The sequence below is a fragment of the Paenibacillus sp. FSL K6-1318 genome, assembly GCF_037976905.1.
GTDB classification, from domain to species: Bacteria; Bacillota; Bacilli; order Paenibacillales; family Paenibacillaceae; genus Paenibacillus; species Paenibacillus amylolyticus_A.
This window is the reverse complement of sequence record NZ_CP150270.1, coordinates 1,993,523-2,015,030: the sequence shown is the minus strand read 5'-3', so window position 1 is coordinate 2,015,030 and position 21,508 is coordinate 1,993,523. Positions and strand designations below refer to the sequence as shown.

Below are 21,508 nucleotides of genomic sequence, written 5' to 3'. Positions count from 1 at the left end.
TTAATCGCTCAGGATGCCCTTTAACATTTTGCTAAACTAAGGAACGATCTTTAGTTTAAGCCGCTGGGTCAGGATGAAAATGCATCAATAACTTTTGGTCCGCAAATCATCCAGACTTTTAAATGCATATCCTTGCTTACGCGCCTCATCAATAATGGAACCCAGAGCTTCCGTGTTGTCTTTGGATACCGAATGCAGCAAAATGACAGCCCCCGGATGCAGTTGTTTCAACACCTGCTGATGAGCATATTGTGCACCACGCTGCACATTCGTATCCCAGTCTTTATAAGCTACAGACCAGAACACATTCACATACCCTTGGGCATGACTCTCTGCGAGCGTACGATTGTTAAAAATCCCACGTGGTGGCCTTAAAAAAGTCGCTTGTTGACCTGTTAGCCGATTCACTTCCGACTTGACCTTATCCAGTTCCACCCTAAGCTTCTCATTGGAGATGCGGGTCATGTCTGGATGGCTCCATGAATGGTTGCCCACAATATGACCTTCAGCCGCCATGCGTTTGACCAACTCAGGTTGATCCTTGAGATAATGACCTGTGACAAAGAAAGCCGCAGGCACCTTCTTCGCACGCAAAACATCCAGTATGGCAGGCGTGAACCCATTCTCATACCCGTTATCAAACGTGAGATACAATTCCTTCTGCTTCGTATCCCCCAGGAAAATGGCATCGTTATGTTGTAAAATCGATTTAAAGCCTTCCTGGTCAATGGAGGGCAGCTGACCATTTTGACTTTTCTTGAAGCCAAAGTGATAAGCTCCGGTAACCGGCGATGCTTCAGCCTGTGCCGGTACCATACTGATGGATAATAGCCCCAACAGTATGTATAGAACCATTCGCTTCATTCTATCCGCTCCTGTTCCTGCAAAATTCGGTTAGTCGTTTGCACACACGAACACCTTCAGGTAATATGCCACAGGAACGGCTAATGTATGTAATTGCTTATTAGAGCGTGTCTTGAAACTCGCTGAAGTGCATCTTTTACCGCCTTTTCGCCCCCTGCTTCGTCACTTTCCCTTGACGTGTCCCGGCACTCCTGCGCAAAAATTCCTTGATTGGAACTAAAATCCAGAAAGATCTGCTTCCTTCGGAGTTTCAGACACGCCCTAATCGAAACGTTTATTTTCATGTTGTGGCGGAGTTTGATGAAACAGTTCGAGCAAAGTCTGGGGTTTGCCACTGGAAGCGAGCCACTCCCTCACAGTCTGTATCGCACGGGTCTGCCCATCTCCCCGATCACGCCAAGTAAGTAGCTCGATGACTTTGATAATCAAGGCCGACATATTGTGATTATCCAGTTCAGACCGCTCTGCCCTCAGCTTGTGATACAAAGCCTCCTGCTCCCAATCAAGTAGAATCTCATCACCGATGGTTGGTTTCAATAGCGTATACGCTCTGTCACAACCGTTACAACGAACCGTGCTAACCTGTTCATCTATAAATTCCACTCGGACATCCTGCTGGCAATCCGGGCACTTAAATCCAACCTGTATGTTTTGTATGTTTTCACTCATGACATTGTTCCTCCTGCTATGTATGTACTACATCTATACCCGATATTTTGTCGATTCACGCTTATTTTGAAGAAATCTATAAGGTGCTATAATCTTGTAAATATGTTAAAATATTATACATATCATGGTAGGGAAAAGGCGGGATACTCATGTCAAAGGAAGAGCGCAACATAACCTGGCAATCATCCAGCATAAACAGACAAGACCGAGAGAAACATAATGGACACCGTAGTCGGGCCATCTGGTTTACCGGTTTATCGGGTGCAGGAAAGTCATCCCTTGCATTTGCTCTGGAGCAGTATCTCTACGACCAAGGCGTTCGTTGTTATGTTCTAGACGGGGATAATGTGCGCCATGGACTGAACCGGGATCTCGGTTTTACAGCTGGGGATCGTCAAGAAAATCTGCGGCGAATTGGTGAAGTGTCGAAGTTAATGCTAGATGCCGGGTTGTTTGTCCTTTCAGCCTTTATCTCTCCTCATGAACAGGATCGGGAGATGGTTAGACAGCTATTTGAACCGGATGATTTCATTGAAATCTATGTGCGCTGTTCGATTGAAGAATGTGAGCGGCGTGATCCCAAGGGCCTGTACAAAAAAGCCCGAAATGGTGACATCCCGCATTTTACAGGCATTTCCGCCCCCTATGATGTACCCAAATCTCCTTCATTCATCATCGATACGGAGCAATGGTCCATTGAGGACGCTGTGCAGGAGATCGTACAGCATTTGGAACAGATCGGTGCTCTTCAACTGCCGCTTCCTTCCAATTCAGCACTGGTTCATTAATTATCAGTTACTACTTATAACAACAACCCGCTTACATGAAAGGCGCGCCCATTGTGGCGCGCCTCTTTGCGCTATGTCATAACCTACCTACTGTCCCACAACACCCGCTTGCATGTTCAGTAGTTTACTGAAGGTGCCTACCGGGTCTGTAGATAACTGCTGATAGCCGCCCTCCTGGATGACACGACCTTCGTCCAGCACAATCACACGATCTGCCGTTCGAATCGTGGACAATCGGTGTGCAATCACAATAATAGTCACATGTCCTTTTAACCGTTCCAGCGCCTCATGAATGTACTGTTCATTTTCACTATCCAACGCACTCGTTGCCTCATCCAGTACCAATACCGAAGGATTCCGCAGCATGGCCCGGGCGAGCACTAATCGCTGGCGTTCTCCTCCCGACAGACGAATGCCTCGATCACCTATAATCGTATCCAGACCCTGAGGTAACTTCCGTACAAAAGCCGCAGAGGATGAAAACTGCAAAGCCTGCCACATCTGTTCTTCACTTGCATTCGGATCAACCAGACGCAGATTCTCACGAATACTCGTATGAAACAGGAATGGGTCCTGGGAGACATATCCGATGGAACTTCGCCAGCTCAGTAATCGTTCCTCTGACAGAGGTATACCGTCAATCAAAATACGACCAGTCTCGGGCCTGACGAGGCCCATAATCAGATCTATCAGCGTGCTCTTGCCTGCTCCGGATTTGCCTACGATTGCAGTCATACCCCTTGCCGGAATAGAAGCTTGCACATTCATTAATGAATACGTATCACTTCCCTCATAGCGATAAGAGACATCCTGACATGTGATAGATTCCTTGAGAGCCATTGGTTGAATCCCATCAATTCCAACATCTCCAGCTGAAGCAATCTCTTCACTAATTTCACGACTTTTCGCCGTCTGCGCTTGCAATTCTCTTACCACCCGAAACGCAGGCAGCATGGAGCTGATGTACTCCAGATTGGACTGAATCGCCGTAAATCTGGGCCATAAGCGGGAAAAGATAAGGATAATAAGCAGCAGACTTGCCGGAGGTACCGTCATTACACGGAGAGAAAGATAGATGAATGCCGCAATAATGATAGCCGCGGACATCCGGTGAATCAGCTGTGTTCCACTGTTCAATTGGCTGAACTGAATGACATTGCGTTCAATCTGTCTGCACATGCGCTCGAACCAGTTCATATGTGAACGCTCGAGCATGTTGCTCTTAATATCCTTAATTCCGTTGAAATGCTCGGTAATGCCGTTATAATAACTTTGCGAAAATTCAGAGGTCTGATCTCCGATCTGCTTGGCCCGTTTGACGAATTTTCTCAAGACGATAAATAATAACAATCCACAAACCAGCACAAGTGCCGTCAACTTGGCAGATAACCAGAAAGCAAGACCAATCTGTATCCCCGTAAAGATCAGCGAGGCTGCCATTTGCAGCATAATGCTCGTTCCTTGGCTCACACGTGCAAGTTCAGTCGTTAATATATGGTTAAAATCGGATTTTCGTTTTTGGAGAAAAAATGACCATTGCGCCATGATAATGGCACCATAGGTTTCCATGCGCAGCGTTCGTACAAATTGCTGCTGGATTCGCGTATTACGGATCGTCTGGAGACGCTGCATCCAGGCCTGTCCGGAGACAATCAACACAAAGGTGAACAGTACGAGTAACAATTGGCTATTTTCAGAAAAACGATTCAACACTTCGCCTAGCCAGGGAATGTTTAAGCCTGTGGAGCCCATCTCAAATATGCCAATCAGACTCAGCATCGGAACAAGCATGTAGATGCCGATCCCCTCCATGAGACTGATACAGATCATTCCTAGCAGATTCCAATATAGAATGGGCCCCGTGACATGATGCAGCTTTCGCATGAAATACTTTAATTCCGAGATCATACTTTACCCCTTTCCGTCACCGTATACCTTTTAATTCGCCGCCAGAACCAGAGAAACGGACGTAACGGAAAGTATAGAAAAAACAACGAACGCGGAAGCGGCAATTGATCCACATCCCATGTACTTGGATACAAGCGTTCAATAAAGAAGAACCATTTCTGCTTCGTACTCCGAAGTTTAAACAGATACGATTGATAATTTTTCATATCAGCTGGACTTTCCAGCATGTCATTCATGAACAGTGCGCCTTCACTGGCTAACCGCTTGCCTGCCCGATCACTCAAGGACATCAAGGACCTGTACGCTGCATCCAGCGGTGTGTTAAATAAATCCGAGGCCAAGCAGAGCGCCTGCGAACCGATCGATAACCTTCCTTCCGCTTTCAGACGCCGTTCTACTTTCTTCACATCAAGTGACATACTGCGAATCATCTGGTCGATATCCAGCAACCAACGTAGTCTGAACCATCCATGCCGCGCTCCATGAGTTACCAGATAAGCCCACAGATCTTCTTGTTCGAGCATGCGGACAGGTGTCTGTGTGTATGAACTGAACCGGCTGCGTTTCCACAGCAATTCGAAATCGGTTTCTTTGCCCGAATCCGGGTTAAGCCGCCAATGAATCTCCACTTGAGTCTTCTTGACCGGATGTGTGTAACAAATATGATGTTCCCGCCATTTCCAACTACGAACCGTATGTGTGCGCTCCTCTTCCTTGGATACGTAACCTAGGGTGGCAAGAATACCTTCAGCCGCTTCCACATCATCGAATGGAATCAGAATATCCAAGTCTTTGGAAGTACGCATGGATACATCACCATAGAGATCATGTGCGAGCGCCGGTCCCTTTAGTGTAATATTGCGGATGCCGCGTTCACGAAAAGCTCCGCACACCTGCTCCATCTCAGCTGTCAGATGTAACATACGAAACGTATTGGCTGTATATTGTTGTCGCAGACTCTCCATAACATCCGCCGGAATGATCGTGGAGTTCAGTTCTTTCATTTTCAGGTAAAGGACAGAGTACAAGCGGTGATGATAGACAAGCCGCAAAAAGAGCTGCCAATCCGTTCCCTGCAAACGCGTCTTGAGTTCTTCAGGGGATAGAGCCGTCAGATCACCTCTAATCATACTCAAAATCAGTTTAAGCTCCTTCGGAAACCTTGATGAATAGAGTTCACTTTCATGTATCATAGACAATCTCCCCAGATCCCTTCTCCGGACACCGTTTGCCAAACACACCGACAACCGTATATTGGTCCATAGTATCAGCTCCGGTCACGATCAATTTCCCACTTCGCAGCCAGGCATGAGCCATCATATGTCCTTGCTTATTCCGTGCAGTCCCCATATATAACGTACTCTCTATCTTGCGTCGCTCAAGCATCTTCATCCCGGCAATCGCCATCACCAGGCAGCGGCTTTCCCATAACGTATATTTGCTGGCGAGCACAATCGCTTTGGAAATATTCCGTATCGCGATTACCTCGCTGCGGTCGAGTCCGGTCATCGGTGTTTCGACCATGGGCGTCCCTAGCCCTGGTGCGATTTTGGCAAATGGCATAGCCTTCAGGATTCGCGCCCAACCCAGGAGGACATAAGCTTCCCAGACCAGTCGGCGCATCGCGCGCGGAAGGGAGAAATAGGCCTTTATTTTGCGCAGCATTGTTCTACACTCCGCGAGTAACGTCGATTAATCCTTCGCGGGACAGATGTTCCAGGAATTGCACTACCTGCTCACGACATACATCTGGCTCAATCTCATACTCCGCAGCCAGCACCTCAACCAGTTCACCCAACGTGCGTTCCTCTGCGATCAGATCCCAGATTCTCCCGCCGGTACTCCCGAGATTATAGTACTTTCCAGAGCTAATGCTCATCATGACTTTTTCACTGCCCATATCACTGACCAGATTGCCTTCCTTCCGGGTTACCCGGTCATCCACATTCATCGGCGTAGTCGCTGTCATTGTCCTGTATGCACTCCTTTGCGTATATGATCTGTGATCCGATCCACCATCTCAAATGCTGTAAACTCAGCACCGGTTCTGGTCAATCTGCCAATTTCCACACTTGCCGAGAGTCTTGAGACGGTCTCGAACAGCCATTGCGCCAACCCCTGCCTTGCAACAAGTCCACCACGGAACGTATGGGAACATAACAGATGCAGTCGTTCCAGCCCTGTCACTTCAACCAGTTGAACGGACGTATGGTCTTCTTCCGGTTGTGGAGCAAGTTCAAATACCCCTGCCAGTGGCACAGCCATCTCATGAAAATAGTGCTGAACAGGTATCGCATACTTCGTAATCTCTGCATGAACCGTTGCATAATCCTGTTCCTTCATGCCGAAGCCATCCAGACTGGGCTGCCACAATTTCTGCTGCGGATAACCAGGTGATACGATGGCTCTTCCCCCGGCATCCCAGGTCAGTGCGACAACATCATCGGTGAGAAGCGGATACCCGCGTGATGCGAGTGCAGCCGACAACGTCGATTTACCTGCCCCCGAATGTCCGACAAATGCGTAAGCCCAGCCATCAATAACAACTGCACTACCATGCAGCGGAAGAATGCCACGTTGCATCATAATGACCGCCATACATGTGCCCAGAATGAATAATCTAACCTTCTTCTCATCTGCTCCCGGCTGGGGGCATACAACGATGCGCTTTCCGTGCTCCATTAGAAACAGACCTGTATCTTCGATTTTGAAAAAAAGGCTGCCTTCCCGTGCCACAAAGTTGTCGTTGCCGAGATCCCACTTTTCCCATAATGTATTCAGATCTGATGACTCAATGTGTACATCCACGACATCAGAACGAATCTCTGCATCCTTGGGTACGCTCTGTAATTCAGGCATTGGAATTTGGCTCGACCAGCGCAAACCATACGCTACATAATGCACAGGCAACAATGAACGACGCCTCCTTCGTAATAAAATGTAAAAAAAGCCCTTATATTCGTGTTGCTCAATATAAGGGCGGAGGCGAAAAGCTGGATTTAGTGCATTCCGCCCTTTAAGTATGATGACACTTCATAAAACTTAATAACTTAGGAAGTTGGATCGTACAGATCCGCATCGTGAACTGTTACCCAGTCAATTTGTCTGTAGCCAGTACCGGCCATCGTTTGATTGACTTCCAACACTTCAAGAGCTGGTGCTTGCCATTCCTTTTTTTCCATTTGCATCGTATTCACCTCCTTTCATGTGCCCTCATTCAAAATTTCCGAATGAACCGATAGACGATCAGACTATGCATCATCAATCGCAGATCTGGATGAGAAGCAAGTTCAGGTCTCGGACTCGGAAAATTGGCTAGAGCAGACTTGATGCGCTCCGTGTTTAATATGCCAGCAACCTTGCTGTCAGAACACAACGCACGCAACTCGGCCGTAAAGGCATCCCAATTCGGAATGATACGATGTAACCAATCCGCCGGCTGTACACCCCGTACCCGCTGATTCAGTCTGACCTTGTCAGGCAACTCTGGTGAAGTAGCCCGGCGAATCAAGGAACGATCTGTCCCGTGTTTCACATATTGTTCAATCGGTACGGACAAGCAGAACCGAATGACTCTGGCATCGCTTGTCGGGTCACGCTCCCAAGCCCGATAACGGAGAGAACATTTCGTGGCTACAGCACCGTTTTTGTTCGCAATGGCCAGATTATTGAATTTCTCGGCACGCACTTTGAGTGCATCCGCCTGGGCACCACCCTGCAGAACAATAATGGATTTGAGTCGTTCCAGTACACCCGTTCTTTGCGCAAAATCAGGATGGATCAACTGCACGGATGCAGCCTGACTGGCTCCTTTGGATTGAGCCCTAAACCAATCCGGATATGCCTTTTTCCCGGTGATTTTAGCTATACGAGAGAAGGGCATGCCGGTCCGTTCACTATACTGCTGCATCTCACGGAACCAGCGGTACCAGCGGCCACTTTTCAGTAGACTGGCGTAATAATCCAGAGCCGGCCCCCAAGAGATGGTGAAATTACCGCGTGCTCCTGTGAGCAGAATGCCTGCATCCTGCTGGCTCGCTTTTTCATAGAATCCGCGTATCCAGAACGAATTTTCAAAGTATTTATAGGGCATTTCCATAATGTCGAGCCAGGTATCCACTTCACTAAGTGGACTTCTGCCTTCAAAATCAAGATAGTTCTCGGTTATATTGCCGACGTGATTAATGGTGGAACGAATGAAGGGCCTCTCGTCCGCCAGCAACGTTTTCGACGTATAATCAGTAAAATCCGGCACGGGAACGTAACTATAGGCATGCAGCCGTTTGCCCTGACTTCTCAGTGTTCCGGAGGCAAAACCAACCACAGCTCCCGAGTCCAACCCGCCACTTAATGCAGCAGCCACCTGCCTATGGGTTCGTAGTCGTGATCCGACCGCCTGCCCAAAGACCTCTCGAAATGCTTCTACATACTCACCGTCGGATTTAAGCCTTAGAGGCTCCACTTCATCCCAGCGATGATATTGCTTCAGTTCCAGCCTCCCGTCCCGGAAGACAAGTGTATGTGCAGAAGGCAACTGACTTATTCCCCGATATACGGTCGAGTTGATATCTGCTGAATCATGCATGTCAGGAATGGCAAGGAACTCAGACAACCAGGTCTCATCAAGTTCTTTATGTACCCCTTCAAGCCCGAGCAACGGATTCATGAGTGTGCAGAAAGCAAAACGTGAACCATCATGCCGGTAATAAAAAGCTCTCATGCCTGTAATATCTCTTGCTGCATACAGCTTGCGATTCCGATCATCCCAGATGGCAAATACAAAATCCCCTAGCAATCGGACAGCTACATCGTCTCCCCAGCGTTGATAGGCACGCAGGATCAGTTCACTATCCGCCAACATAGCCAGTTCCGCTCTGGATATCTGCAATTGATCAGCCAGTTGTTCCCGATTATCCAGGATGGCATCTGCTGTGATGGTCAGACCGCTATCCTCATCATATAAAGGCAGCTTCTCGCTCACCGATTCCGGTGTAATCCACTGGGCATGACAGCTGAGGAATGCCTCATGTCCCTTCCATACGCCTGTCGTATCTGCAGGAACATGCCCCAGGCTTGCGTACAAACGCCAGCTGTCTTCCCATAGCGCCTGCTGACCATCGTTGTGAACAATTCCTGCTATGGCGCTCATGATTTCCCTCCCCGTAAAATCTTGCGCTGTGAAGCCCAGGCGCTGATCTGATGACCAAATGGTACCCATGATTTGATACGCTGTATTTTGCTTTGAGCGGAGGCCAGCTGGACTTTCAAGCGCTCGCGCTCACTGTATCCCCGTTCCAGACGATGATCTGCTGCACGCAGTGCGGCCTGCAATTGCCTGATCGTTGCCAGCGCAGCCAACGTCGGATCTGTCTTTTCCTTTTCTTCGCCAACTGGATCATTCCGATTGGCGAGCGAATCACGAACAACAGAATCAGCTGGCTGCATCCGGTATTGTTGCTGCCACTGGCAACCGGTCGCTACCGTCAACTGATGCGTGATTCGGTCAATAACCTCTTGATCCGGACTTGCCTCATAACGAACACCCGTCCATTGTTCAGCTTCCGCCAGCTGTTCACTGTACCCCATCCGATGGAACAGATCTGCACCCATCACACGGCAATACAGTTCAACTTCTTGCGGATCTAATATGTTTTTCCAGTTGTTAACAGAACCCTGATGAGCCTCTTGATGTGAAGAGAGGAATGGATCACCCACACCCATACTGTAGAACATGTCAGATTTTGCACTGTCCAGAAACTGTCCATACTGTTCCATACCCTGTTCATATCGAATCCCCAGAAATGCACATAGTTTCTCGAGTTCTTCCTGAGGTCTGGCGACCAATTGTTCATATTGCAGTTCATGTGCATTGGCGTGTGGTTTGGCAAAATAATCATTCAAACGGAGCATACCCAGTGTGAGATCTACAGCTTTCATATTTAATTTGTTACTCTGCAGACTATGAGTCAGGTCGAATCCTTCACCTGTATGACGGTTTACCTTTTTGAATGATGCTGCGATGGCCAGAGGATTACGCTGGAGATGAATGCGCTTGGACTGCGGGAACAGACGATCCAGCCATTCAAGCATGTAATAATAACGCGGAGATTTATCAACGATGAAGTCTGCTCCACTGCCTTCCAGGAATCCATTGTAGATCTCAAGAGCAAAACTTCTGCACGCCTTTTCGAAGACATCCTCAGATACCATGGCATTGTAGAACTGACGCATGATGGAGCTGCCACCATAAGCACGCGAATCGGTCTTTGGCAGATCGACAAGACTCATCAGAAACCACATTTCCTGGGTGGCAAATATACGACTGTGATTTTGCAGCATGACGGTGGATAACGAGCTACCACTGCGGGGAACACATAGTAAGAAAACAAGTCCGTTACCTTGAGCGTCGATCAATGGCAGCCTCTCCTCTGTTCATTAAAATAAGCATGCAGCCGGGATAGACCAGACTCTACTTTTGTGTTTGGCAAAACGATTACTACGCACGCTATAGGTCAGCATTTTGCAGCATTCCGTCGGAATTCCACCTAAGAGTGATGCAAAATACATGTATTCTTTCGACAACTCTCAGATACATTATGTATTCATAGTTTTACTCTATGATACAAAATGTATCATGTCAATCTTTTATTTTCACCTTTTCATAAATTCTTACTCTTTCACTGTATTCTGCTGTCTGTCGTTTAAGCACTTATTCATGAGCAATTCTGAGCAGGATGCACAAACGCGAATAAGCTCCAGACATGTTCTATGAGGAACAATGCCTGAAGCCATGAGAGTGATCCATTAAGAAGCTTGGTATGAAAACCGATGAAAAACTAGCCCGTAAACCTTACATTTGAACTTTTCCCAGCAGCTCCGATTCGCCCTTTTCGCTCTTCTTCCTGATCTGTCAGCGTAGCATCCTGCATCCCCTTTTGTACCTTCACGGTTAACAATACAGCAATTCCAGCGACGAAAAAGAAGATGAGCGACAGAATGCCCCAACGCGTGGAACCAGTGATCTGCCCCACATAACCAAATACAAATGGACCGAAGATCGAAGAGAATTTGCCTGTAATATTCACAAAACCAAAATACTCTCCCGTTCTGCCAGCTGGCATCAGATTGCTAAACAGGGAACGAGCTGTGGATTGACTCACACCCTGCACGACACCAACCAACCCAGCGAGTATATAAAAGTGGCTCGCTTGTGTCATGAAATAACCAAGAATCACAATACATATGTACACGGATAAACTCACGATTAATACCTGCTTCGCTCCCCAGCGCTGTGCCCATGCTCCCAATAACAAGGTGCACGGAAATCCGATGAACTGGGTCAGCAGTAGTGCTAGCATCAAGTCGGTTGTACCTATACCTATACTTGTCCCATAGATCGTAGCCATCAGAATGATGGTATTAATGCCGTCATTAAAAAACCAGAAAGCCACCAGCATACGGATTAACTGGGGAAAACGGCGCATCTGACGGAAGGTTTGCCGCAATCTGCGAACGCCCACCACAGCATAACCTTTCCATGATCCAGGCATGTCCAGTGATGCAGGCCGTCTCGGAGCATGGCGAAAGATCGGTATCGAGAACAGTAACCACCACAACGATACAGAGATGAACGCAAGCCTTGTACCTGCCAGTGTACTGCTCATCCCAAACCAGCCCGGTTGCTGTATCATCAGCATGTTTACGGCAAGCAGCAAGCCTCCTCCAATATATCCATAGGCATAACCTTTGGAGGATATCATGTCCCTTCGTTCCACGGGAACCAAATCCGGCAGCATTGCATCGTAAAAGGTGTTACCACCCGCAAAACCAATGGTCGAAATGACCAGTAACGCTGAAGCAAGGAACCAGTCCCCTTCTCCAATTGCGCTGAATCCCAACGTGGCCAGAACGCCTATAATTGCAAATACACGCAGGAAGTCGCCCTTCCGTCCTGACAAATCAGCCAACGTACCAAGTAGCGGTGTTAGCAGAGCTACGCACAACATGCCAATGGAATGTGTATAGGCCAGGTAGGAGGCAGCGGTATCCGTATCCAGCGTTGCTGCAGCCACCGAAGCATAGAATACGGGCAATACTGCCGCCAGTACTGTTGTTGCATAAGCTGAGTTGGCCCAATCATACATAATCCAAGCCTTAATCGCCTTTTTATTCACATGAATCCTTCCTTTACATGCATCTCTATATTAGTGCGTGTTTAAAAAAGTCTAAATGGACTTTTTAAACAACCTCTATTTAGATGCCATATCGATGTCTTTCTCCTATTGTATAGGAAGGATATCACACTTGTTCACTGTTTATGTAAAAAATGGAGCAGGTTCTGTTCTTAAGACTCATCTTACCTCAGAGGTGAACTTGCGTAATTGTATCATTTTATATCCACTCTCATCACATATCGTCCTCGCCCGTGAATATACTTAATTACCGACAGGCCAAACTGTGCCGCGTAATCAATGGGGGGTGCCTACATGTCAAATTCACACCAGCCTTACTCGTTCGTCGTGTCGAAGGAAGATTGGTCGCTTCACCGCAAAGGGTACCAGGACCAGCAGCGCCATCAGCAAAAGGTGAAAGATGTCATCAAGCAGAATCTGCCTGATCTGATCACGGAAGAAAACATCATCATGTCTGATGGAAAACAAATCATCAAGGTACCGATCCGCAGTCTGGATGAGTACCGTTTTGTGTATAACTACCAGAAGCAAAAACATGTCGGTCAAGGAGACGGTGACAGTCAGGTCGGAGACGTCATCGGTCGTGATCCTGCTGCTTCACAGAAGCCCGGCAAAGGCGAAAAAGCTGGTGATCAGCCTGGTCATGATATTGTGGAAGCCGAAGTTAGTATTGAGGAACTGGAAGATATGCTCTTCGCTGAGCTGGAATTACCCGATCTGAAGCAGAAAGACAAAGACCTGATTGAGACACATACGGTGGTATTCAACGATATTCGCAAAAAAGGCATGCAGTCCAATATTGACAAGAAACGTACCATAATGGAGAATCTGCGCCGCAATGCAACGACCGGCACACCAGGCATCCATCACATCAGTCCGGATGACCTGCGCTACAAGACTTGGGAAGACAAGATCATTCCACAATCCAATGCCGTTATTATCGCCATGATGGATACATCCGGGTCCATGGGTTCATTTGAGAAATACTGCGCGCGCAGCTTCTTCTTCTGGATGACCCGTTTTCTACGCCGCCAGTATGAGAAGGTCGAGATTGTTTTCCTCGCCCATCATACGGAAGCCAAGGAAGTGACCGAAGAAGAGTTCTTTACCCGTGGCGAGAGCGGAGGCACCATCTGCTCCTCTGTATATATGAAGGCACTGGATATTATTGACAGCCGGTATCCACCTTCAAGCTACAACATCTACCCTTTCCACTTCTCTGACGGGGATAATCTGACCTCGGATAACGAGCGGTGTGTGAAGCTGATCGGTGAGTTAATGAAGCGTAGCAACATGTTTGGGTACGGCGAGGTGAATCAGTACAATCGCAGCAGCACACTGATGTCGGCTTATCGTCATATCAAGATGGATCAGTTCATGTATTATGTGATCAAAGAAAAAGGCGAAGTGTACAAAGCTTTGCGCAGCTTTTTCCAGAAAAGGGAAGGAGGCAGCGTTAGATGACAGATGAGATCCGCGACCTAGAATACGCCATTGCCGAGATTATGGAGATTGCCGATGGATTTGGCCTGGATTATTACCCCATGCGGTACGAAATCTGCCCATCGGATATTATTTATACATTTGGAGCCTACGGCATGCCGACCAGATTCAGCCACTGGAGCTTCGGCAAAACATTTCATAAGATGAAAATGCAATACGATTTTGGACTCAGCAAAATTTATGAGCTTGTCATCAACTCCAACCCTTGTTATGCCTTCCTGCTGGATGGCAATTCCCTGATTCAGAACAAATTGATCGTGGCCCACGTACTGGCGCACTGCGATTTTTTCAAAAACAATGCCCGCTTCTCTAAATCCAATCGTAATATGGTCGAAAGCATGGCCGCTACAGCCGATCGGATCAGCAATTATGAGATGGAGTACGGAACGGAAGCGGTTGAAGCATTTATCGATGCCGTAATCGCGATTCAGGAACATGTGGACCCACAGCTGATTAAACCCCGCCATTTGGACAAACAACGTTACATGGAGATGAAAATGCGGGAGCAGCGCGGTGAGAAAGCTCCACGGCCGGAAGGTCGCTATGATGATTTATGGTCACTTGACGCCGTGCAGGCCGAAGAAGCACCAGCCGAAGGCATACAGGTCCATCATTTCCCTCCTGAACCGGAGAAGGATGTTATGTGGTTTATTCAGGAATTTTCGGAAGTACTGACCGACTGGCAGCGGGATATCATGAGTATGATGCGTGAAGAGATGCTTTATTTCTGGCCACAGATGGAAACCAAAATCATGAACGAAGGCTGGGCATCCTACTGGCATCAACGCATTATACGCGAGCTCGATCTGAACAGTGAGGATACGATCGAATTTGCCAAACTCAACTCCTCCGTGGTGCAACCATCCAAGCAAAGTCTGAACCCGTATTATTTGGGACTGAAGATTTTCGAGGATATTGAACGCCGCTGGGATAATCCAACCCGTGAAGAACAGGAACGTTGGGGCCGCAAACCAGGCCAAGGTCGTGCCAAAATGTTCGAGGTGCGTGAATTCGATTCCGATACCTCCTTTATCCGCAATTACATGACCAAGCAATTAACCGAAGACCTTGATCTTTACGTATTTGAGAAAAAAGGCCCGGACTGGAAAATTACCGACAAGGCCTGGGAAAACATACGGGATCAGCTCGTATTTTCACGTGTCAACGGGGGTTCCCCTTATCTGGTCGTGCAAGATGCTGACTATCTGCGGACTGGGGAACTCGTGCTCAAACATCAATATGAGGGCATTGAGCTAGATCTGAAATATATGGAACGCACCCTGCCTTATCTGTATCGTCTCTGGGGACGTACCGTACATGTGGAGACACGAGTTGAGGATAAACCAATCTGGTTTACGTATGATGGCAAGAAGCACCATCGCAAGTTTTTGTGAGGTTGTAGATAAGATTATCAAAAGATAAAACACCAAAAAAGCGGCAAGTTCCCGACGTACACGGGGACTTGCCGCTTGGCATTTATAGGATTAGGATTGTACCGGTGGTGTACTATTACCCTGCAACCGCAGCGGTACAAAAAAGTCATGCTCCACTTCACTTGCCGGCAGTGGACGACTGAAGTAGTATCCTTGAATCTCGCGGCAATCATTCTGCATCAGAATATCTAACTGACCTTTCGTCTCAATGCCTTCGGCAATGACTTCCATCTTGAGATTCTGTGCCATTGATATAATGGTCGCCACAATCGCCTGATCGCTGTGACTCTCTGTAATGTCCGTCACGAATGAACGATCAATCTTGAGCTTGTGAATCGGGAAATGCTTCAGATAACTCAGTGAACTGTATCCCGTACCGAAATCATCCAAGCTGATCTTGACACCTAGCGCCGTTAGTTCGTTCAGGATTGCCGTGGATACCGTTGCATCCATCATCATGCTCTCTGTAATCTCCAGCTCCAGATATCGAGCATCCAGGCCTGTCTCATGGAGTGCATTTTTGACCTGTTCTACCAAATTGAATTGATGGAACTGCTGGCTGGACAAGTTAACCGATACCGGAATGAGCGGTCCACCACTGGCATGCCAGAGCTTCATCTGCCTGCATGCTTCCCGCAGTGTCCAGTTGCCAATTTCATAGATCATGCCCGTCTCTTCTGCAAGCGGGATGAACACATTGGGTGCAAGTAGACCTTTGAGTGGATGGTTCCAACGAATAAGAGCCTCCACACCAATCATGCGGCTATCCTCGGTACGAATCTGCGGTTGATAGTACAAGACCATCTCATCGCGCTCCAATGCTTTACGCAGGTAACCTTCCAGTTCAATACGTTCATAGAGTTCCGAATCCAGTTGAGCGGTGTAGAACTGAAAACCATTCTTGCCGTTCTTCTTCACTTCATACATGGCGGAGTCCGCATGTTTCAGCAAAGCATCCACGCCCGCGCCATGATCGGGATACATCGCAATTCCGATACTGGCTGTCACGTAAAAGTCATTCTCTTTCAAACGGTAAGGTAACTGAATGGCTTCCACAATCTGCTTTGCAAGTTCTGCCACTCGTACCTCTGTCGCCTGATCATGGGTTACAACTAATGTGAACTCGTCACCACCCATGCGGGCCAGCATAACATTCTCCATAGCTAAGGGATCAGAAGCTTTTATAGCTGCCATGATCCGGTTGCTAACTTCTCTTAGAAATACATCCCCAATGGAATGTCCCAGAGAGTCATTAATCATCTTGAAACGGTCTATATCCATGACCATAACGGCAAAAGAATTTCCTTTTTCTTCTGAATCTTGAATTGTATGAGCCAGTACTTCATCCAACTTGCGCCGATTGGGCAGCCCCGTCAGCGGATCATGCAGAGCTTGGTGACGAATGCTCTCCTGAGCCTGCTTCTCTTCCGTGATGTCCTTGATCAGAATGTGACTTCCCACATGTTTACCATCAATGATAACAGGGACCACAATAATACTCAGGTCCAGAAGTTCACCCCGTACATCCCTCATCTTGGCCATATAGTGCGCCTGCTCCAGCCGATTATCATCCCAGTCAATGGAATCAAATTCACTTATCCACTCGATATCGATCCGCTGAGCGATCTCATCAATGGAACGATCCATGACCTCTTTTTCAGGGTATCCGGTGATCGTTGTTACCGCAGCATTAATACCTTTGACAATGCCTTCCTTGTCCACGGAGATAATGGCATCCGAATGGTTATGATACAGGGCCTGATACCACTGCTCATTCTCATGAATCCGTCGATCCTTCTGAGTCATTCGCTGATTGATAAATATGCCAAACAACGTCAAGCCCAGTGCAATAAACGTGCCCGATGCAATCAAATAGGCGAGAATACCTGGCTCAATTTGCATCCCTGAACTAGTCATCGACCCATGTGAATGATGGAAATGCGCAGCTGACATTCCGGTATAGTGCATTCCCGATATCCCCACACCCATAATGAGACCGCTCCCCATCTTGTAAACCCAGGTATGTCTGGATTGACGATAACGGAAGAAAAACATGAGCCACAATGCCGCGAATGAAGCAATGGCTGCAATCAGAATGGACAATACCACTCTGCCCGCCTCATACGTCACAGGAGTCGACATCGCTGCCATGCCCACATAATGCATCGAGCTGATCCCTGCTGTCATAAGTACTCCAGCAATCATGAGCTTGCTTATCTTGCCGGATTGTCTACCCGCAATGTTCAAGGCCACACCTGATGCGATAATAGCGAGCAGAACAGATAGAACAACCTTACCGGTGGAATAGGAGACTTGCGTAGGCAGAACAAAAGCCAGCATACCTACGAAATGCATGGACCAGATTCCCAAACCCATGGAGACTGCGCCGCAGGTAAGCCATACATTCCGCGCCATCCCACTAGTCCGGCTTACACGACCCGCAAGGTCAAGCGCTGCGTACGAAGCTAGCGATGCAATAATATAGGATAAAATAACAAGTTCTAAGTTGTACGTACCATGTAGGTGCTCCACTCACTCTTTCCTTTCAACCGGGAAATGCCTCATATGTATGCAAAAATGTAAAAAAGAAGCGAGTGCGCTGTCTGGATGACAGGCACTCCCTCCGCATCATTTGACTTGTGAACACAGACTTAGTTCAAGCCGGTGTCATACATCGGAACCCGTTTAATATTAATGTATATAGTCTAAACGTCCTAGCCTTGAAAATCAACACTTTTTTCCAGAAATACGGATGTTAAATACCTGACATTTTCGTATTCAAATCCATATCTGAATATTCTATTTGCGAGTCAGTAACAGACTGCCAAAACCGGAAGTATCTCGATAAGAATTACCTGATGCATCACTCCAGATGGAGACACTGCTTCGCTTACCATCCCCGGCGCCATCATCATTAACCTGAAGATCGAATCCAATCCATCTTTTCCCTTCAGCAAGAACACTCTCCAGTGGGATCGCCGCCTCAACTATATAGCCCCCACTTGTTAATCGGGTGGCTGATTTGAAGCTTTCTTTCCGTGCATTTCCTCCAAAAGAAGCCTCATTATCAAAATTGACCCGGTACTGGGCGTCATCCTCCTGATAGAATGTTGTCTGATCTTTGCTCGGGTCGATAAAAATCTCGATTGAATCCTGCTCATGTGCATTAGAACTTAATTTGCTTCGCAAAGGATCTTTCACATCTGCCAATACGTACAGGTATTCCTCATCCCATAACAGCTGTGCAGTCGCCGTTGCACCGGAGTTTCCGACCACCCAGACATCGGTTTTAACTGATGCAGCCTTTTTCCAAACGTTATCCTTTTTCGCATCAATGACAGGTTTGCCATAAGTGACCTTGGTTTGTTTCAAGACAGAACCGAGCTTCAGTTTGCCTCGGTTGGCTGGTTTGTCGGGTTGCTGATTGGAAATATCATTCCAAACGATGTTCGCTGTCTTTCCGGCAGCATATTCATCCGTAATCCGAAAATCCAGAGACAAGACCTGGCCTTCGGTAAGTGAAGCAGCTGACATAGGCAGTGATGCGTATACAACATAACCGTTTTTTGTCTCCTGTACGTTGTAAGTATTTTTATCTTTGCCTTTACCGCCATCCCGTTTAAATGTATATTGACCATTTGCAGACGGCGGATTTTTCTTCTTGGCAGATAAACTATCTCCAGAAGATGCAGCAACCGTGTCCTGCGTTTCTTCCGCGAGGAAAACCTGCACCTGATCACCTTTGCGCCGTGTAGTATCCTTCACTTCCACTCGTAAATTCACCTTTTTGGCATCCCACATCATACGAGCCTCACCCGTAACCGCAGATGTACCATCTGCCAGATGATTAATTTCAAGTCCTTTTACAGCACCCCAAAGAATATCTTCCTGTCCTTTGTGATTCGGGAAAGAAGGGCTGGCCTTCAATGCTGTCCATTCATTACGATAGATCGGAAGGGTGGTAGGGTCCACCAGTGCCCAAAATGCCGGTTTTGCTTTTAATTTACGATCAAATAACAATGGTGCATCTTTACGCCCTTTCACCGGATGATTATCAAGCCATGTACCATCATCCGCAAGTCCCCATACTGTAACACTGTCCATTACGCCGCGTTTTCCCAGCTCGTCGAACAGGTCGAACAGTTCACGATAACGGTAAGCTTGTTGCAGCATTAATTCATCTGTGACAGGCATCTCCAGTTCAGAATTACTCGAATAGATCGAAACGTCCAGCTCTGTAACCTGTACATTTACACCAAGAGCGATCACTTTCTCAAAAGCCTCACGAATGAGCTTTACATCCGGTCCGTACATGGATACATGCATCTGGAATCCAACCGCATCAATCGGTGTTCCTTTGGCAAGCAGCTTCTCTACAAGCTTCACCATATCATTCACCTTGTTTCCATTGCCCTCCATTCCATAGTCATTAATAACCAGCACAGCATCGGGATCGGCCTCCCGCGCATAACGGAAAGCCAGCTCAATATAATCACTGTCATCCCCGTCCCCGTCAACATCTCCTATAATATCTCTCCACTTGGAATTACTTGCCTCATTCCGCAAGCCGCCTCCGTCTGAGATGACTTCATTGACGACATCCCATGTATGAACCTTTCCTTTGTACCGGGTCACGATGGTTTGAATATGGGTTTTCATCCGTGCAAGCAACTGTTCCCGCGTGGCAGGTTTCGATGCATCATTTGGATCGGTAAAGAACCAGTCCGGCACCTGACTATGCCATAACAGCGTATGACCTCTTACCTCCATGTCATTTGCTTCGGCGAAGTTCACCAGACGATCCGCCTCTGACCAGACAAACTGTCCTTCCTGAGGCTGCATCGCATCCATTTTCATGAAGTTCCCAGCTGTAATACTATTAAAATGTTTCGTCAACAGCTGGGAATGCGGATCTTCGGCATCCAGTGCAGACTGGTCGATTGCCGCTCCCATTGCATAGTGTTGTCCCACAACATCCACTAGATTCGGAATGTTCGGCTCTATTTCAATTTTTTCGGCTTCCGTGATTAGTACATCATCCACGTAAAAAGTAATCGTATCCGCCGGCGTCACTTCCGCTGACGTCTTCCAAGGTGTCTCTGCATACATGCGGAATCCGGTGATGCCGCTATTTTCTCCGGGGATCACCACATCCGCCTCGATTTTTTTCCACTGTCCTTTGTTCAGAGTTGCAGAGGCAAACGTAGCATATTCTCGACTTGAAGCGTCGTTATTGTACTCTTTCTCCAATGAACCGTTAATGACTTGACTGTCCGGTCCTTCATCGTACATCGCCCAGAACGACACATGAACGGTACTTCCCTTTTGCAGATGATCCAGCACCTCAATCAGTGGTCCGTGGAACGTCTCTGTCCGGGATGAGGTTTTCAGGCTGTGTGTGCTGTTATGACCAATGCCGGTTACTACCTCCAAATGCTCACTGCCCCGTGAACGCCAATTACCAAGGTTTCCGTCTTCAAAATCAGCCGCAAACAGCTGTGCGCCAGGTTCGCCAGGCTCACCCGGATTCTCCGGTGCAGGTGTCACCAGACGAACGTTGAACGCATCCAGCAGGTATGCACTGGTCGGATCGGCACTCTCCAGATACAACAAGAGGTCGGTTCCTTGCTGGAAACTGTACTGACCCTGCAGTTTGACCCACTCCTGATCCGTCACTTGCTGAGCTGCATTCACTTGATCGTACTGCGCAGGTTCGTTGCCATCCCGACGTTCCACCGTAAATTTCAGATTGGCAGGTACGGAGCCTGCGACCAGCTTCACATATCCGGAGATCTCAACTACTGCACCCTTCTCTACTACACCTGTCAGAGATCGTGCAGGGCCATGCCATGCCGCTGTTCGTCCCGTGGTCTGAAGTGAATACGCCCCTTCATATGCCTGATCCCCGGTAGCCGCGACGGTTACTCCGCCTCTCGCCGTCCACCCTTGAGTGGTACCATCCTCATACGAGTGAGCCAGTAACGCATCCCCCGCTGCTGCAGCCTTCACACGTGATCCTTCTGTTCCAATGCCGGGTAACAAACTGAGAACCATAACAGCTGCCATGCATAACCTTAACCATTTTCCGCGCATTCCATCTCCTCCTCGTAGGTTCATGTCAACGTCCTGTGACTCTGCCAAGCGTTGGGCC

The 21,508-nt window shown here is 47.8% G+C and carries 16 protein-coding genes; 3 read left to right on the top strand and 13 right to left on the bottom strand.

Annotation, left to right across the window (positions count from 1 at the left end):
• Positions 1–84: 84 nt before the first annotated feature.
• The gene (pdaA, locus tag NYE45_RS09005) at positions 85–864 is read right to left on the bottom strand and encodes a delta-lactam-biosynthetic de-N-acetylase (RefSeq protein ID WP_076330299.1); all 780 of its coding nucleotides are present in this window, start codon (positions 862–864) and stop codon (positions 85–87) included.
• A 261-nt stretch (positions 865–1,125) separates the two neighbouring features.
• On the bottom strand, positions 1,126–1,533 hold the full coding sequence (locus tag NYE45_RS09000) for a hypothetical protein (protein ID WP_340016425.1): 408 nt from the start codon (positions 1,531–1,533) through the stop codon (positions 1,126–1,128).
• Between the two features lie 149 nt (positions 1,534–1,682).
• On the opposite strand from NYE45_RS09000, the gene cysC reads away from it, so the two are divergent.
• Complete coding sequence (cysC, locus tag NYE45_RS08995; RefSeq protein WP_340016424.1) at positions 1,683–2,321, top strand: adenylyl-sulfate kinase; 639 nt, start codon at positions 1,683–1,685, stop codon at positions 2,319–2,321.
• 87 nt (positions 2,322–2,408) lie between these two features.
• Here the strand turns inward: cysC and NYE45_RS08990 are convergent, their stop codons facing one another.
• The 9 genes from NYE45_RS08990 to NYE45_RS08950 form a co-directional block, all read right to left on the bottom strand.
• Positions 2,409–4,226: an ABC transporter ATP-binding protein gene (locus NYE45_RS08990; protein ID WP_340017339.1), complete on the bottom strand. Its 1,818-nt coding sequence runs from the start codon at positions 4,224–4,226 to the stop codon at positions 2,409–2,411.
• The gene (locus NYE45_RS08985) at positions 4,226–5,359 is read right to left on the bottom strand and encodes a nucleotidyltransferase family protein (RefSeq protein ID WP_340017338.1); all 1,134 of its coding nucleotides are present in this window, start codon (positions 5,357–5,359) and stop codon (positions 4,226–4,228) included. The genes NYE45_RS08990 and NYE45_RS08985 overlap by 1 nt, the downstream gene beginning before the upstream one ends.
• A gap of 52 nt (positions 5,360–5,411) precedes the next feature.
• Positions 5,412–5,894 carry a lasso peptide biosynthesis B2 protein gene (locus NYE45_RS08980; protein ID WP_062833506.1) on the bottom strand — a complete coding sequence of 161 codons (483 nt, stop codon included), beginning with the start codon at positions 5,892–5,894 and terminating at the stop codon, positions 5,412–5,414.
• A gap of 4 nt (positions 5,895–5,898) precedes the next feature.
• On the bottom strand, positions 5,899–6,198 hold the full coding sequence (locus NYE45_RS08975; RefSeq protein ID WP_339169350.1) for a lasso peptide biosynthesis PqqD family chaperone: 300 nt from the start codon (positions 6,196–6,198) through the stop codon (positions 5,899–5,901).
• Entirely contained in the window at positions 6,195–7,142 is a 948-nt protein-coding gene (locus NYE45_RS08970; protein WP_339169349.1) for an aldolase, read from the bottom strand. The genes NYE45_RS08975 and NYE45_RS08970 overlap by 4 nt, the downstream gene beginning before the upstream one ends.
• 137 nt (positions 7,143–7,279) lie before the next feature.
• Positions 7,280–7,411, bottom strand: a complete 132-nt coding sequence (locus NYE45_RS08965) for a paeninodin family lasso peptide (protein WP_105408482.1) — start codon at positions 7,409–7,411, stop codon at positions 7,280–7,282.
• Positions 7,412–7,446: 35 nt separating this feature from the next.
• The gene (locus tag NYE45_RS08960; protein WP_340016423.1) at positions 7,447–9,378 is read right to left on the bottom strand and encodes an asparagine synthase-related protein; all 1,932 of its coding nucleotides are present in this window, start codon (positions 9,376–9,378) and stop codon (positions 7,447–7,449) included.
• Positions 9,375–10,643 (bottom strand): sulfotransferase, encoded by a 1,269-nt coding sequence (locus NYE45_RS08955; RefSeq protein WP_340016422.1) that lies wholly within the window; start codon positions 10,641–10,643, stop codon positions 9,375–9,377. The genes NYE45_RS08960 and NYE45_RS08955 overlap by 4 nt, the downstream gene beginning before the upstream one ends.
• A 422-nt stretch (positions 10,644–11,065) precedes the next feature.
• Positions 11,066–12,403, bottom strand: coding sequence for an MFS transporter (locus NYE45_RS08950; RefSeq protein WP_340016421.1), 1,338 nt, complete (start codon positions 12,401–12,403; stop codon positions 11,066–11,068).
• 312 nt (positions 12,404–12,715) lie between these two features.
• Between NYE45_RS08950 and yhbH the strand changes: the two genes are divergently transcribed.
• Positions 12,716–13,885, top strand: coding sequence for a sporulation protein YhbH (gene yhbH, locus NYE45_RS08945; protein ID WP_062833500.1), 1,170 nt, complete (start codon positions 12,716–12,718; stop codon positions 13,883–13,885).
• Positions 13,882–15,318: a SpoVR family protein gene (locus NYE45_RS08940; protein ID WP_340016420.1), complete on the top strand. Its 1,437-nt coding sequence runs from the start codon at positions 13,882–13,884 to the stop codon at positions 15,316–15,318. Before yhbH ends, NYE45_RS08940 begins: the two co-directional genes overlap by 4 nt.
• 90 nt (positions 15,319–15,408) lie before the next feature.
• Here NYE45_RS08940 and NYE45_RS08935 read toward each other — a convergent pair whose 3' ends face one another.
• Both NYE45_RS08935 and NYE45_RS08930 read right to left on the bottom strand, forming a co-directional pair.
• Positions 15,409–17,889 carry an EAL domain-containing protein gene (locus NYE45_RS08935; protein ID WP_340016419.1) on the bottom strand — a complete coding sequence of 827 codons (2,481 nt, stop codon included), beginning with the start codon at positions 17,887–17,889 and terminating at the stop codon, positions 15,409–15,411.
• A gap of 267 nt (positions 17,890–18,156) precedes the next feature.
• Complete coding sequence (locus tag NYE45_RS08930) at positions 18,157–21,450, bottom strand: endo-1,4-beta-xylanase (RefSeq protein ID WP_340016418.1); 3,294 nt, start codon at positions 21,448–21,450, stop codon at positions 18,157–18,159.
• Positions 21,451–21,508 lie beyond the last annotated feature (58 nt).

Bases quoted from the DNA above. Each gene is read 5' to 3' on its own strand.
- pdaA (WP_076330299.1), bottom strand. From the start codon at position 864: ATGAAGCGAATGGTTCTATACATACTGTTGGGGCTATTATCCATCAGT.
- NYE45_RS09000 (WP_340016425.1), bottom strand. From the start codon at position 1,533: ATGAGTGAAAACATACAAAACATACAGGTTGGATTTAAGTGCCCGGAT.
- cysC (WP_340016424.1), top strand. From the start codon at position 1,683: ATGTCAAAGGAAGAGCGCAACATAACCTGGCAATCATCCAGCATAAAC.
- NYE45_RS08985 (WP_340017338.1), bottom strand. From the start codon at position 5,359: ATGATTAGAGGTGATCTGACGGCTCTATCCCCTGAAGAACTCAAGACG.
- NYE45_RS08980 (WP_062833506.1), bottom strand. From the start codon at position 5,894: ATGCTGCGCAAAATAAAGGCCTATTTCTCCCTTCCGCGCGCGATGCGC.
- NYE45_RS08975 (WP_339169350.1), bottom strand. From the start codon at position 6,198: ATGACAGCGACTACGCCGATGAATGTGGATGACCGGGTAACCCGGAAG.
- NYE45_RS08965 (WP_105408482.1), bottom strand. From the start codon at position 7,411: ATGGAAAAAAAGGAATGGCAAGCACCAGCTCTTGAAGTGTTGGAAGTC.
- NYE45_RS08960 (WP_340016423.1), bottom strand. From the start codon at position 9,378: ATGAGCGCCATAGCAGGAATTGTTCACAACGATGGTCAGCAGGCGCTA.
- yhbH (WP_062833500.1), top strand. From the start codon at position 12,716: ATGTCAAATTCACACCAGCCTTACTCGTTCGTCGTGTCGAAGGAAGAT.
- NYE45_RS08940 (WP_340016420.1), top strand. From the start codon at position 13,882: ATGACAGATGAGATCCGCGACCTAGAATACGCCATTGCCGAGATTATG.
- NYE45_RS08930 (WP_340016418.1), bottom strand. From the start codon at position 21,450: ATGCGCGGAAAATGGTTAAGGTTATGCATGGCAGCTGTTATGGTTCTC.